Below are 13,568 nucleotides of genomic sequence, written 5' to 3'. Positions count from 1 at the left end.
CAAATTAGTCAGTAGAGGCGACGACGGGAGTGCATCGTGGCGGTGTCGAAGAAGGAAGTCGGTGAGTGCCCGATCGACGCCGCCCTGTCGGTGGTCGACGGCCGCTGGAAGGGCACCATTCTGTGGCGGCTCACGGACGGGCCGATGCGCACCGCAGAGCTCCGCCGCAGCATTCCCGGCATCACCGAGCGCATGCTCATCCGGCACCTGCACGAGCTCGTAGCCGACGGCATCATCGACCGGCACGACGCCGGCACGGTGCCGCCGTGCGTGCACTACTCGATCTCGCAGTACGGCAAGACGCTGGGCCCGGTGTTGTGGGCGCTGTGCGACTGGGGCCGAAAGCACATGGAGCGCAACGCTTCTCAGGCCCGCCACAACGCCGCGGCGCCGACGAGCCCGGCATCGCCGCCGAGTTCGGCGGGCACCACCCGCAGGCCGCGCAGGAAGCTCAATCCGGCGTAGCGCGGCAGCGCCGCCCGCAACGGGCCGAACAGCACCTCCCCCGCATTCGCCACGCCGCCGCCGATCACCACCAGGTCCAGGTCGCAGACGGCGGCCGCCGACGCGATGGCGACGGCGATCGCCTCGGCACCACGCGAGAATGCCTGCACCGCAATCGGATTCCCGCGCCCGGCGGCCTCGGCGAGTGCCTTCGCATCAGCGTCCGGCGGGGCGTCCCAGCCGTGCTCGTGCGCCCACCGCGCCAGGTGCGGACCCGAGGCCACCGCCTCCACGCAGCCCTGACCGCCGCAGGCGCAGCGCGGTCCGTCGGGGTCGACGACGACGTGGCCGATGTGACCGGCATTTCCGGTGCGGCCGAGGTACGGCGCACCGCCCTGCACCAGTCCGCCGCCGATACCGGTGGACACCACCATGCCGAGCAGGAACTGCGCCCCCTGCCCGGCCCCGCGCCAGTGCTCGCCCATGGCCAGGCAGACGACGTCGCCGGCCAGCCGCACCGGCAGGCCGGTGCGCTCGGCGAGCCGCTGAATCAACGGAAACTGGCGCCAGGCAACGACATTGAGCGGGCTGACCGTGCCCGCGACCACATCGATGGGGCCGGCGCAGCCGACGCCCACGGCGCGCACCGGCCGCCCGGCAGCGGCGGCGAGAGCGTTCCCGATCAACACGTCGACCGTCGCCCACACCTGCTCGCTGTCGGCGTGCGGGGTGGGGAGCTGCTCGCGGTGCACGAGCGCGCCGTCGGGGTCGACGAGGGCCGCGGCGATCTTCGTGCCACCGATGTCGAGGGCGAGGGTCAGGTCGGACATCGTGCGCTTTCAGTGCCGGTGGACGTGGTCGGGCTGACGCGGGTCGCCGGGATGTTCGTAGCCGGGCGCCAGATGCACCGACTCGGCTCGGCGGGCGTCGAGCCAGTGCCGGAAGGCCCGCCGGCGCGCCGAACCCAGCAGGTGCGCGGTGATCTGTGACCGCACCTCGTCCAGCGCGGGGGCGACGGTCGGCGCGGTGGACCAGCCACCGGGACCGGGTACCGGCGGCGCGAACCGCAGCGGGTTGCGCGCGTGATAGCTCTCGACCTCCGCGTCGGGGATCCGCACCGCGGCGGTCACCCGAACGAACAGCGCCCGTGCCAGCGGCTGTTCGAGCGCGGCCGCGGCGATACTGCCGAGCTCCATGCGGGCTGCCGCGTCGGGCAGCAGGTCGGTTTCGGTGGGCGCGTCCCTGTCGCTGACCCCGAGTTCGCCGGCCGCCACGCGCACCACCTCGTCGGTGACGAGCAGCTGAGCCAGCCAGCGCCGCAGCTGCCGGCCCTCACTGGTCCCGGGCGCCGGCAGCGACGAGGCTAATATGCTTGCCCGCAAACGTGTTTCGCGTTCGTCGAGTGCGGTTACGGGTATCTCCCGTCCAGCGACGGTGGCGATGCGGTTCATCGGACCCGCACCGATACCGCCGGTGTGTAGAGCACCCGGCCGGCCGCGGCGATCCGGATCAGCGCCCACCACTGTCCGGGCTCGACCCACGACGGTGGCGCGACGTCGAAGTCGAATGCGACGGTGCCGCCGGCCGGCACATCGGCGCCGAGTACGGCCGGCCCCAACCATTCCCAGGTGCCCCACGGACTGATGAGGTGTGCCTCCAAGCTCAGCGGCGCACCCGCGGCCGAGCCGACGACGACGCTCAGATCGCCGTGTTGCCCGGCGACGACGTCGACCGGTTGGGGTTCCTCGACCAGCCGCAGCAGCGGGGCGTCGCCGGGTTCGCCGACGGTGACGACACAGACGTCCTCGACCATCTGACGCCAGGCGGCCGGAACCTGATGATGCTTGTCGCCGCCGGTCACCGCCAGCTCGACCCGCACCGGATACCGGCCGGCGGGGGCGTCGGCCGGAAGGTCCAGCTGCACTTCGGTTTCCAGATAGCCGCCGGGCGGCAGCACGAAGGGCAGTTCGTCCGGGGTGGCCGACCAGCCGTCGGGGCACAGCACGCGGACCCGGCCGTGGAGCGTGGCGTCGGTGCAGTCGCTGGCGGCGGTGACGCGCAACGACACGGGGACGCCCGGTGCGCCGGCGGCTTCGGTGGGGTGCACATGAGCGACCGCGGGCAGTCCGCCCAACGGTGCGGGGCCGCGGTTGTGCAGCCAGTACCGGGCGTAAACCGGTTGGGCGACTTCGGCATCCGGCGCCAGGGTGGCGTGGTCGCCGTTGAGCACGTGCGGCAGGTCGAGCCGGGCCCGCACGGTGGCGATCTCGAAACCGTGCAGCCGCAGGTCTTTTCTGCCGGCGATCGGCTGTTCGAGCAGGTCGAGTCGTTCGACGTCCTCGAGGTGCCGTAGGCCAGAGGTGACGTCGACCTCGGTCGGCCGTCCCGAGGTCTGGACCAGGCGCAGGGTGATGCCCGCGCTCGGGTCGACGGGCGCGCTGCTGCCCGCCGCGATCGGGTTGCCGGTGGCCTTCAGCGCGGCCAGCGTCACCTCGGATGCGGGTTCGACGCCCAACAGTGAACCGGTACAAGGCAATCCGCCGGCCACCGCGGGATGGTCGGTGCGCACCGCGAGCAGCGGCTGGGAGTATTCGGCGCTGCGGCCCGGGATGCCCGCGGCGCGCCAGTCGCCGTCGCCGGCCGCGATGGCGTAGTCGAAGGTGTGGGTCCAGTGCTGGAGCTGGAAGTTCGACCCGTCGGGTGCGGTGCGGCGCGGCGGGTCGATCCAGGTGCCCGAGGGCCAGCCGGTGCACGACCGCAGCAACGAGGTGTGCAGGACGCCGTCCGGTTCGACGGCGAAACCCGGTACGCCGCGGTTCAGCAGCGCCACACTGCGGGCCTCGAAGGGCCCGATGCCGGCCGCGGCTTCCTGCTCGACGGTGATCTCGGTGGTCGCGAGGGCGGCGATCAGCTCGTCGATGGCGCCGGGTCCGGCGACGATCAGCACCGGCAGCGCCCGTACCCCTGTCAGGTCGGCGCCGGGAATCCACCGCTGCACCAGGTCAGCGTCGGCGGGCACCCAGAGCCGCGCGTTCCCGGCCGTCAGGCGGTGCCGCAGTTCGGCGCCGTAGCGGGGCTCGGCTGCCGCCAATACCGCTGCGGTGAAAGCGTTCTCGTCGGGGCCGCCGAGCGCGATGCGGGCGTCGGGCAGGTTGGAGTCGACGGCGAGGTCGCCGTAGCGCGGCTTGCCGGCGCTGCTGCAGGTGGCCGTCACCCCCGCGCGCACCAGCGCCACCATCAGGTCGCGGGTGGGCGACTGTGGGTCGGCGGCGTCCGGCGCGACGACCTCGGCGACCGACACCGCCCGCACGCTCTCGCCGTGCGCGTCGCGGACCCGGACCCGCACCGCCGAGGACAGCCCGAACCACCCGTAGGCGGGGTTGTCCAAGGTGTAGGGGTGCTCGGCGGTGTCGACCGCGTCGTGCGAATCCCGTTGGTGCAGCAGCCCGAAGCCGCGGCCGATCACCGCGTCGCCGACCTCGCTGACCGGCATCGCACCCGGCACCGGACAGGGCCAGCGCAGGCGCAACAGCTTGTCGGCGCCGGTGAACTCATCGACCACGGTGCGGCAGTCCACGCGGTCCACGCCGTGCCACAGCGTGATGGTCTGGGTGTACCGCAGCACGTCACCGATGCGCCCGGTGACCACCAACCGCTCCCCCAGCGCGCTGCGGTAGGCCTGCACCGACTCGGCGGCGTGCTCGGCGGAGCCCACCACCGGCCCCTTGGGCAACAGGTGCCAGGGCCCTTCGTGTTCGGTCGGATGCGCGGAATGCTCGTCGTAGACGGCGATCTCGTTGCCGACCCGGCCCGCGCCGATCAGCTCGACGCCCGCGCGCACCAGCGACGACACCGCGCCGCCGCGGTCGGGGTCGACCGTGCAGCGGTAGCGATCGTTGCCGATGCTGGTGCCGGACATCGGTTCCCAGGACGCGGGCGCCCACGCGGACTGCGTCGCGGCGTCGCCGAGCGTGTATCCCCGCCACCCGAGCGACGGCACGTCGTGGGCCGGCCACGTGACGGTGTGGCCGTCATCTTCGATCAGGACCGGGAGCGGCGTGCCGTCCACGTCGAGTACCGGCCCGTCCAGCGGTTCGTCGAGGTGGACGGTGACGATGTCGGTTCGGCTGTGCGCCAAGGGGTTCCACACCACGATGTCGCCGTCGACGGCCCGCGACAGCAGCGCCAACGCGTTGTCGCGGGCGGTCCGGCCGAGTTCCCAGGCGTCGCGCCAGCCGGTGAGCAGGTCGAGGTACACCTGGTCGGATTCGGAGCCGGTGATGGCGTCGTGGTGTGCGCCGTAGGCCAGTTGTACCCAGGCCTTGGCCAGGGCGGCTTGCGGATACGTAGCGCCGGTCAGCAGTCCGGCGAACACCGCGAACCGTTCGGCTTCCAGCACGACGTTCTCGGCGGCCCGGTTGGCCTGCTTGGTGTCGATGTACGACACGTCCTTACCGGTGTAGATCGGGTTCATGTCCCTGGTCTGCGGCGACGGCTGGGTGCCACCGGCCTCGAGTTCGGCCCGCACGGCGGCGAAGAACTCCCGCGGCAGCGCACACACGAAGCGGGGCCACGTGTAGCGGGCCGCCCAGTCGCGGTGAATCTCGGTCACCCACTTGTTCGGCGGGGTGTAGTCGGTGCCCACCGGCAGGAGCACATTGCGGGTCAGCGCAACCTTTTTCAGCTTGGCGAACGTGGCGTAGGTGGCGTCTTCGGCTTCTTGCAGCGATGCCGACGAGTCCATCCACCAGCCGGCCGCGTAATGCGCGGGCATGTAGTGGGTCAGCAGCCCGCGGCCCGACGGTGCGATCCAGTCGAATTCGCTGGCGAACTGCATGCGCTCGGGGTCGCCGTCGCGGTGCATCGGGCCCCACTGGTGATGCGGGCCGCGCGCCCATGAACTGGAGGTCAGGCCGGCGTCGGCGGCCATGCCCGGGAACTGCGGGTCGTGGCCGAACACGTCGAGCTGCCAGGCCGTCGCCGGGGCGGCGCCCATCACGTCACGCTGGAAACCGATGCCGTGCACGAAGTTCCGGATCGCAGTCTCGGGACTGGTCAGGTTGGTGTTCGGCTCGTTGTAGGTGCCGCCCATGATCTCGACGCGGCCCTCGGCGAGCAGCGCCCGCAGCTGGGCACGCTGCTCCGGATGGGTGTCCCAGTAGGGCTTGAGGTAGTCGACCTCGGCGAGTACGAACTTGTATTCGGGTTCGCGCCTTGCCATTTCGAGGTGCGCCGTGACCAGCTCGAAGCCGTTGGTCTGCCGGCACCGGCCGGGCGGGTCCTCGGTCCAGACGCTGGTGTAGGCGGCCTGGGTGTTCCACCACACCGGGTCGTAGTGGAAGTGGCTGATCATGTGCATGGTCCAGCCGGGCTCGGCGACGACGAACTCGAACGGCGTCTGCTCGCCGCCGATCTCGAGGCGCGCGGCCCGCACCTGGCCCGGCCGGCCGTCCTGGACGACCACCGGAATCTCCACGGTGCCGGCGCCGGGCTGCGCCACCGCCTGGCCACTGAGCCCGTCGCCGCCGACCCGGACCTCGGCGGCGTCGGCGCAGTCGGTGTAGTCCAGCCGGACGATCTGCCGCGGTTCGTCGGCCGGGCCGACGAACAACTCGGTGGAAACTACCGCCGTCACCTGCAGGAGTCGTCCCGTCGACACCCCTGCACCATACGGCGCAGCGTCGCTACTCGGGAGGCATTGCGGCACGCAACCGGTCGGCGACCACCGCGGCCGCGGCGATCACCTCCGGCGGTTCGAGGACCTCGAACCGGTATCCCGGCATCGCCAGGTACAACACGATGCGCTCGGGGTCGTCGCCGCCGGCCGTCACGATGCAGCGGTCCGGGCCGTCCGCTTCGATCTGCGCCGACGCCGCGGAAAACATCTGCGCCAGTTGACTTTCCGATGCCTCATAGCGAACCCGTGCGACGTACCGGTACGGCGACGCCGTGATGGCCTGGCGCACGAACTCGGCGGGATCAGGCGCCGGGCGCGGCGCGAACGTCGTGCCCGCGTCTTTGACTTCGACCATCCGGTCCAGGCGCAGCGTCCGCCAGTCCTGCTTGTCGCGGTCGTAGGCCAGCAGGTACCAGCGGCGCCCGGTGGTGACGAGTTGATAGGGCTCCAACCGCCGCTCGGTGCTGTTGCCGCGGATGTCGGTGTAGCCGAGCCTGACGTGTTCGTGGTCGCGGCAGGCGCGGGCCAGCGTCATCAGGTCGTCGGGGGACACCGCTTCGACCGCACCGCCACCGGTCAGTGTCACCGTCGCGTCGTGCACGGCGGAGACCTGGGACCGGAGCCGCGCCGGCATCACCTGGTCGAGTTTGGACAGTGCCCGCAGCGCCGACTCACCGACGCCCGCGACGCTGCCCCCGGCCGCGAGCCGCAGACAGACCGCCATCGCGACGGCCTCCTCGGGGTCGAGCAGCAGTGGCGGTAACGCGGCACCGGCGCCCAATTGATAGCCGCCGCCGCGGCCCTTGCTGGCGTGCACCGGATAGCCGAGGTCACGCAGCCGTTCGATGTCGCGGCGCACACTGCGGCCGGTGACGCCGAGCCGGTCGGCCAGCTCCTGCCCCGTCCACACCCGGCGCGCCTGCAGCAGCCCCAGCAGCTGCAGCACGCGGCTCGTCGTTTCGGACATGACAACACTCTGCCGCATTCATAGGACAGGAACAGTCCTAATTGAATGTCAGGCTCTTCATGTGACCGAAGAACGGACCGAAGAACTGGCCGACCAACTCGGCTGGCACTGGCGACACCAGCTGCGTCCCCGGCTCGAGGGACTGACCGACGACGAATACTTCTGGGAGCCGGCGCCCGGCTGCTGGACCCTGCACCGCGACGGATCCATCGACTTCAGCTACCCGCCACCGCAACCCGAACCGTTCACGACCATCGCCTGGCGGCTGGCGCACGTCATCGTCGGCGTCCTGGCCATGCGGAACCATTCGCATTTCGGCGGGCCACCGGCCGACTACCAGTCGTGGCCGTACGCCCGCGACGCACGCACCGCACTCGAGCAGCTCGACACCGCCTACGCGACCTGGATCACCGGGGTCCGCGGACTCGACGCCGCTGCCCTGGCCCGGCCGTGCGGACCCGCCGAGGGTCCCTACGCTGACTTCTCAATGGCCACCCTCGTGCTGCACATCAATCGCGAAGTCATTCACCACGGAGCTGAAATTGCCTGCATCCGTGACCTTTACACCCACACCCAGAAGGAGAACTGAACATGGCCGGACTGCCCGCACCCGCAGGCGACGAGCGTCAGACCCTCGTCAACTTCATCGCGTTCCAGCAGGACGCGTTCGCGGCCGTCGCCCACGGCCTCACCGACGAGCAGGCCCGCTCCACGCCGTCAGTGAGTGCCCTGTCGGTCGGCGCCCTGATCAAACACGTCACCGCCGTACAAGCGGGCTGGGTCGCCCGCGCGGAGGCGGCCCCCAACTTCCCGCCGCGTGATACGCGACCGATGGCCGAACAGATGGCCGACCATCAGGACCAGCTCACGATGCGCGACGACGAGAAGCTGGGCGACCTGCTCGACGCGTTGCGTACGCAGAACGCCAAGACGCTGCAGGCCTTCGCCGAACTCGACCTGGACGCGCTGGTGCCGGTGCCGCACGAGGTGCCGTGGTTCCCGTCGGACATCGACCACTGGACGGTGCGCTGGGTCGGCATGCACATCATCGAGGAGCTGTCGCGGCACGCCGGGCACGCCGACATCATCCGCGAATCCATCGACCGCGCGACCATGTACGAGCTGCTGGCCGCCGAGGAGGAGTGGCCGGAGACGGATTTCATCAAGCGCTGGCGGCCGGCCGCCCGGTAACTCGAGATGGACGAAATGGCTGCTCCCACCCACGGCGGAGCAGCCATTTCGTCATTCTCGGCGCAGCACCAATGCCAGTGCCGCGTCGACCACCACATCCAGGTCCGACCCCAACGAACCGGACAGCCACTGTTGGGCCAGCTCCGCCATGGCCCCGGTGTACATGGCCGCACCGACGCGCGCGGCGACGGGATCCGAACCGGGGTGCAGCCGGCCGCCCTCGGCGAGGACGGCATCGAGCAGCAGGTCCTGCGTGACGGCGCGGCGCGCGGCCAGCACCGGGTTGGCGCGGGCCTCGGTGAACAGCACCCGGCCGCGCCGCGGATCGGCGGACCCGAAGCCCAGTACCGCGGCGATGCCGGCCCGGGTCCGGTCCCGCACCGAGTCGCCCGCGACGGTGATGGCGGCGTCGACCACCGTGGCCAGTTCACCGCTGACCTTGTCGTAGACGGCGCCCAGCAGATCGTCGATGCCGTCGAAGCTCTCGTAGAAGTAGCGGGTGTTGAGCCCGCACGCACGGCACACCGAACGGACCGACAACGCCGATTCGCCGCCGGAGCCGAACAACTCGAATGCCGCGTCGACCAGTAACCCGCGCCGCTCGGCGCGGCGGTCGTCGAGCGGAACCCCCGCCCACCTGGTCGGTGTCGACATCCCTACAGCCTAGGTCTGGTCACACCCGTCACCAAATACTATTCTGGTTACGACCGTGACCAGAAGGGGTTGACGTGTACCTGCCGCACCAGTTCATCGAGCATCAGCTTCAGCACCGGTTCGACCAGACCATCCGGCGGAACTACTTCCGCGGCATGGAGTTCGCCGGCCCCGCCGGAGACCCGGGCTGGTTCGGCCCCGGCAGCGCCGTCTGGCACGTGCACTCCCACACCGAGGCCCTGGTCTTCGGCCTGCAGTGCGCCGCGTTCATCGAGCGCCTCGACCCGTCCATCTACTGGATGGGCATGCACCACTCGCGACTCGTCAAGCGCGACGAGAACGGCGAGGCCATTCCGGTGGTCGACCCGAAGGGCGCGGCCGTCCGGCTGGGCCACTCCATCGCGTTCTTCATCGGCACCGCGTACGGCAGCACCGAGACCGCCGAGAACCTGGCCCGGACCGTGCGCGCCATGCACCACACCATCAAGGGCGTCCGCCCGGACGGCGCGGCCTATGACGCCGACGATCCGGACTGGCTGCGCTGGAACTACGCGACGGTGGTGTGGGGCCTCGCGACGGCGCACGAGCTCTACCACCCGAACCCGTTGCGCGGCAAGAAACTTAACCGCTACTACGGCGAGTTCATCCGCGTCGGACACGCCCTCGGTGGCACCGACCTGCCCACCACCAAGGCCGAGACCCTGGACTGCCTGAAGTCCTATCTCCCCAAACTGGCGCTGACGCACGGCGCCGCCATGGCCACCGGCCCCAACCTGCCGATGCCGCAGAGCGCCATCGACTGGGCCGTCCGGGACACCATGCCGAAGTGGGCCAAGCAGCTGCTCGGACATACCGACCCCAACCCGATCGAGCGTGCCGCCCGTCGAGCCGTGGTGTGGTCGATCATCAACGGCCTGCACGCCGCCGCCGGACCGTTCCCGGAATTCCGCCAGGCCACAGCGCGGGTCAAGGGCGGCGTCGATCCGGAGCTGGCACCACACACCGTCCCGGCGTACGTGCCCGGCAGCGACCCGGTCCGCAGCCGCGCCGACATCGAGAGCGTCTTCGTCTGATCCGCGGCGGCGAAACGGCATGACGCGAGACACACCTTTTTGGCGGTACCCGGGGTTTTGAGACACTTCACCAATGAGTTCTCCGCGGAAGACACCGCACCGTGAAGGTGCCAGGCTGGACCGGGTGCCGCTGCCCGTCGAAGCCGCCCGCATCGGGGCCACCGGCTGGCAGCTCGCCCGGACCGGCGTACGCGTCGTCGGCAGCGCCTTTTCCAAGGGCAGCCTGCAGCAGAAGGTGATCAAGCAGGTCCCGAAGACGTTCTCCGATCTGGGGCCGACGTACGTCAAGCTCGGCCAGATCATCGCGTCGAGCCCCGGCGCCTTCGGCGAGCCGCTGAGCCGCGAGTTCCGCAGCCTGCTCGACCGGGTCCCGCCGGCCGACAAGAACGAGGTGCACAAGCTGCTGCGCGAAGAACTCGGCGGCGACCCGGCCGACCTCTTCGCCAGTTTCGACGACGAGCCCTTCGCCTCCGCGTCCATCGCCCAGGTGCACTACGCGACGCTGCACTCCGGTGAAGAGGTCGTCGTCAAAATCCAGCGCCCGGGCATCCGCCGCCGCGTGGCCGCCGATCTGCAGATCCTCAAGCGCGGCGCGCAGCTCGCCGAACTGGCCAAGCTGGGCCAGCGCCTGTCCGCGCAGGACGTGGTCGCCGACTTCGCCGACAACCTCGCCGAGGAACTCGACTTCCGGCTCGAGGCGCAGTCCATGGACGCCTGGGTGGCGCACATGCACGCCTCGCCGCTGGGCCAGAACATCCGGGTGGCCCAGGTCTACTGGGACCTGACCAGCGAGCGCGTGCTGACCATGGAACGCGTCGAGGGCATCCGGATCGACGACGCCGCCGCCATCCGCAAAGCCGGGTTCGACGGTGAGGAGCTGGTGAAGGCGCTGCTGTTCAGCGTGTTCGAGGGCGGTCTCAAGCACGGGCTGTTCCACGGCGACCTGCACGCCGGCAACCTCCACGTCGACAAGGACGGCAAGATCGTCTTCTTCGACTTCGGCATCATGGGCCGCATCGACCCGCGGACCCGGTGGCTGCTGCGCGAACTGGTGTACGCGCTGCTGGTCTCGAAAGACCACGCCGCCGCCGGCCGGATCGTCGTCATGATGGGCGCCGTCGGCACCGTCAAACCGGAGGGCCAGGCCGCCAAGGACTTGGAGGCCTTCGCCACGCCGCTGACCATGAAGTCACTGGGCGACATGTCGTACGCCGAGATCGGCAAGCAACTGTCCGCGCTCGCCGACGCATACGACGTCAAGCTGCCGCGCGAGCTGGTCCTGATCGGCAAGCAGTTCCTGTACGTCGAGCGCTACATGAAGCTGCTGGCGCCGCGGTGGCAGATGATGAGCGACCCCCAGCTGAAGGGCTACTTCGCCAACTTCATGGTGGACATCAGCCGCGACCACAAGAACGCCGACGGCCAATCCGAGGGGTAGGCCCCGAAGGCCGAATCCGACCATCGAACAGCACCCGCTGAGATACGAGTAGATATGCAGCCCGAACGAGACACCACCCCCGAGGTCCGCACCGGATTCGCCCGCTCGGGCGACCTGGAGATCGCCTACGAGGACATGGGCAATCCGGACGATCCGGCGGTGCTGCTCATCATGGGCCTGGGAGCGCAGCTGCTGTTGTGGCGAAAAGGCTTCTGCGACAAGCTCATCGAGAAGGGTTACCGCGTCATCCGGTTCGACAACCGCGACGTGGGCCTGTCCACCAAGATCGAGGGCAGGCACGCCGGTTCGGCGCTGCTGCCCCGGATGTTGCGGTCGTACGCCGGCCTGCGCAGCGACGCGGTCTACACGCTGGAGGACATGGCCGACGACGCCGCGGCACTGCTGGATCACCTGGAGATCGAGCAGGCACACATCGTCGGCGGCTCGATGGGCGGCATGATCGCGCAGGTCTTCGCGGCCCGCTACCAGCACCGGACCAAGACGCTCGGCGTCATCTTCTCCAGTAACAACCAGCCGCTGTTGCCGCCGCCCGGCCCGAAGCAGCTCAAGGCCATCACGACGCGGCCGCAGGACACGTCGCGCGCCGGCGTCATCGCCAACGCGGTCAACGTCGGCCGCATCATCGGCAGCCCCGCCTACCCGACGCCGCTCGACCAGGCCGAGGCCGACGCCGCCGAAAGCTACGACCGCTCGTACTACCCCGTCGGCGTCGCGCGCCACTTCGGGGCCATCTTGGGCAGCGGCAGCCTGCGGCACTACGACGAGATGATCACCGTCCCGACGCTCGTCATCCATGGTCGGGCCGATAAACTGATGCGACCGAGCGGTGGTCGAGCAGTGGCCAAGGCAATCCGGCGCGCTCGGTTGGTGTTGTTCGACGGCATGGGTCATGACCTGCCCGAGCCCCTCTGGGACGACATCGCCGGTGAACTGGCCACCACATTTGCCGAAATCCCATAGACGTATCAGTCCGGTCACAGCCGCCGCCACGCTGGGGGAATGAACGCGGCTACCGGCCTCAAGGCGGTTACGTTTGCTGTCTCGACTGACCGTGACGGCGCGTTACACCAACGTCAAGGAATCGGCCGGAGGCCAGGTATTGTGCGGGCACGATTGTGATTTAGTGACCGGCATCACCACCCAGTGAGGAAGGTCAAGTTAGGTGTTACAGATGATTCAGGAGTCCGCAGAGGCCAAGGACATGCGGCCGCATTTCGAGGACATCCAGGCGCACTACGACCTGTCCGACGATTTCTTTGGGCTGTTCCAGGACAACTCCCGCAAGTACAGCTGCGCCTACTTCACCGGACCGTTCGTCTCGATGGAGGAGGCCCAGCTCGCCAACGTCGACCAGCACCTCGAACAGCTTGACCTCAAGCCCGGCATGACGCTGCTGGAGATCGGCTGCGGCTGGGGTCTGACGATGCAGCGCGCCATGGAGAAGTACGACGTCAATGTCATCGGCCTGACGTTGAGCAAGAACCAGCAGGCGTTCTGCACGGAGCTGCTCAGCAACACCGCGTCGGACCGCTCGCACCGCGTGCTGCTGAAGGGCTGGGAAGAGTTCCACGAGCCGGTGGACCGCATCGTGTCGATCGAGGCCTTCGAACACTTCGGCTTCGAGCGCTACGACGACTTCTTCAAGAACTGCTACGAGATCATGCCCGCCGACGGCCGCATGACCATCCAGAGCAGCGTGAGCTACCACCCGATGGACATGGCCGCGCGCGGCAAGAAGCTGACGTTCGAGATGGCCCGGTTCATCAAGTTCATGGCGACCGACATCTTCCCCGGCGGCCGGCTGCCCAGCACCCAGATGATGGTGGATCACGGCGAGAAGGCCGGCTTCAACGTCCCCGAGCCGCTGTCGCTGCGCAACCACTACATCAAGACGCTCGGCGTGTGGGCCGCCAACCTGGAGCACGCCAAGGACAAGGCCATCGAGATCGCGGGCCAGGAGAACTACGACCGGTACATGAAGTATCTGACCGGCTGCCAGTTCTACTTCCTTGACGAGTGCCTCGACGTCAGCCTGGTCACCTACACCAAGCAGAAGGAAGCCGCGTAGGCATTTTCGACGAGTAGCGCCCCCGACCCGAGGTC

At 69.4% G+C, this 13,568-nt stretch carries 12 protein-coding genes; 7 read left to right on the top strand and 5 right to left on the bottom strand.

From position 1 onward, the window contains the following. The first annotated feature begins 36 nt into the window (after nucleotides 1-36). Nucleotides 37-465, top strand: coding sequence for a helix-turn-helix domain-containing protein (locus tag ACJH6H_RS05160; protein WP_212806943.1), 429 nt, complete (start codon nucleotides 37-39; stop codon nucleotides 463-465). Here ACJH6H_RS05160 and ACJH6H_RS05155 read toward each other — a convergent pair. From ACJH6H_RS05155 to ACJH6H_RS05140, 4 genes are read right to left on the bottom strand one after another with little or no spacing between them, the layout of a single operon-like run. After that, the gene (locus tag ACJH6H_RS05155; protein ID WP_212806944.1) at nucleotides 366-1,274 is read right to left on the bottom strand and encodes an ROK family protein; all 909 of its coding nucleotides are present in this window, start codon (nucleotides 1,272-1,274) and stop codon (nucleotides 366-368) included. The two genes, ACJH6H_RS05160 and ACJH6H_RS05155, sit on opposite strands and share 100 nt — an antisense overlap. Before the next feature lie 9 nt (nucleotides 1,275-1,283). Then, nucleotides 1,284-1,895: a malonyl CoA-ACP transacylase gene (locus tag ACJH6H_RS05150; RefSeq protein ID WP_212806945.1), complete on the bottom strand. Its 612-nt coding sequence runs from the start codon at nucleotides 1,893-1,895 to the stop codon at nucleotides 1,284-1,286. Further along, nucleotides 1,892-6,085, bottom strand: coding sequence for an NEW3 domain-containing protein (locus ACJH6H_RS05145; RefSeq protein WP_212814617.1), 4,194 nt, complete (start codon nucleotides 6,083-6,085; stop codon nucleotides 1,892-1,894). Before ACJH6H_RS05145 ends, ACJH6H_RS05150 begins: the two co-directional genes overlap by 4 nt. Before the next feature lie 43 nt (nucleotides 6,086-6,128). Continuing rightward, nucleotides 6,129-7,088, bottom strand: coding sequence for a helix-turn-helix transcriptional regulator (locus ACJH6H_RS05140; protein WP_406774377.1), 960 nt, complete (start codon nucleotides 7,086-7,088; stop codon nucleotides 6,129-6,131). A 61-nt stretch (nucleotides 7,089-7,149) separates the two neighbouring features. Between ACJH6H_RS05140 and ACJH6H_RS05135 the strand changes: the two genes are divergently transcribed. Then, entirely contained in the window at nucleotides 7,150-7,677 is a 528-nt protein-coding gene (locus ACJH6H_RS05135) for a DinB family protein (protein ID WP_406774376.1), read from the top strand. Between the two features lie 2 nt (nucleotides 7,678-7,679). Continuing rightward, nucleotides 7,680-8,279: a DinB family protein gene (locus ACJH6H_RS05130; RefSeq protein WP_406774375.1), complete on the top strand. Its 600-nt coding sequence runs from the start codon at nucleotides 7,680-7,682 to the stop codon at nucleotides 8,277-8,279. A 51-nt stretch (nucleotides 8,280-8,330) separates the two neighbouring features. On the opposite strand, the gene ACJH6H_RS05125 is transcribed toward ACJH6H_RS05130, so the two are convergent. Beyond that, nucleotides 8,331-8,933, bottom strand: coding sequence for a TetR/AcrR family transcriptional regulator (locus ACJH6H_RS05125; protein ID WP_212806949.1), 603 nt, complete (start codon nucleotides 8,931-8,933; stop codon nucleotides 8,331-8,333). Nucleotides 8,934-9,007: 74 nt separating this feature from the next. Between ACJH6H_RS05125 and ACJH6H_RS05120 the strand changes: the two genes are divergently transcribed. The 4 genes from ACJH6H_RS05120 to ACJH6H_RS05105 all read left to right on the top strand — a co-directional run bounded on the left by ACJH6H_RS05120 (nucleotide 9,008) and on the right by ACJH6H_RS05105 (nucleotide 13,533). Then, nucleotides 9,008-10,006 carry an oxygenase MpaB family protein gene (locus tag ACJH6H_RS05120; protein ID WP_212806950.1) on the top strand — a complete coding sequence of 333 codons (999 nt, stop codon included), beginning with the start codon at nucleotides 9,008-9,010 and terminating at the stop codon, nucleotides 10,004-10,006. A 73-nt stretch (nucleotides 10,007-10,079) separates the two neighbouring features. Further along, on the top strand, nucleotides 10,080-11,444 hold the full coding sequence (locus ACJH6H_RS05115; RefSeq protein ID WP_318985742.1) for an AarF/ABC1/UbiB kinase family protein: 1,365 nt from the start codon (nucleotides 10,080-10,082) through the stop codon (nucleotides 11,442-11,444). A gap of 54 nt (nucleotides 11,445-11,498) precedes the next feature. Next, the gene (locus tag ACJH6H_RS05110; RefSeq protein ID WP_212806952.1) at nucleotides 11,499-12,425 is read left to right on the top strand and encodes an alpha/beta fold hydrolase; all 927 of its coding nucleotides are present in this window, start codon (nucleotides 11,499-11,501) and stop codon (nucleotides 12,423-12,425) included. Nucleotides 12,426-12,636: 211 nt separating this feature from the next. After that, complete coding sequence (locus ACJH6H_RS05105) at nucleotides 12,637-13,533, top strand: cyclopropane mycolic acid synthase family methyltransferase (RefSeq protein WP_212806953.1); 897 nt, start codon at nucleotides 12,637-12,639, stop codon at nucleotides 13,531-13,533. Nucleotides 13,534-13,568: the final 35 nt, after the last annotated feature.

This window comes from Mycobacterium sp. SMC-21, assembly GCF_045310825.1.
GTDB lineage: Bacteria > Actinomycetota > Actinomycetes > Mycobacteriales > Mycobacteriaceae > Mycobacterium.
This window is presented reverse-complemented; position numbering and strand designations above follow the sequence as displayed.

What these genes read in the sequence shown, in the direction of transcription:
- ACJH6H_RS05125 (WP_212806949.1), bottom strand. Translation starts at nt 8,933, where the DNA reads ATGTCGACACCGACCAGGTGGGCGGGGGTTCCGCTCGACGACCGCCGC.
- ACJH6H_RS05130 (WP_406774375.1), top strand. Translation starts at nt 7,680, where the DNA reads ATGGCCGGACTGCCCGCACCCGCAGGCGACGAGCGTCAGACCCTCGTC.
- ACJH6H_RS05110 (WP_212806952.1), top strand. Translation starts at nt 11,499, where the DNA reads ATGCAGCCCGAACGAGACACCACCCCCGAGGTCCGCACCGGATTCGCC.
- ACJH6H_RS05155 (WP_212806944.1), bottom strand. Translation starts at nt 1,274, where the DNA reads ATGTCCGACCTGACCCTCGCCCTCGACATCGGTGGCACGAAGATCGCC.
- ACJH6H_RS05150 (WP_212806945.1), bottom strand. Translation starts at nt 1,895, where the DNA reads ATGAACCGCATCGCCACCGTCGCTGGACGGGAGATACCCGTAACCGCA.
- ACJH6H_RS05105 (WP_212806953.1), top strand. Translation starts at nt 12,637, where the DNA reads ATGATTCAGGAGTCCGCAGAGGCCAAGGACATGCGGCCGCATTTCGAG.
- ACJH6H_RS05115 (WP_318985742.1), top strand. Translation starts at nt 10,080, where the DNA reads ATGAGTTCTCCGCGGAAGACACCGCACCGTGAAGGTGCCAGGCTGGAC.
- ACJH6H_RS05140 (WP_406774377.1), bottom strand. Translation starts at nt 7,088, where the DNA reads ATGTCCGAAACGACGAGCCGCGTGCTGCAGCTGCTGGGGCTGCTGCAG.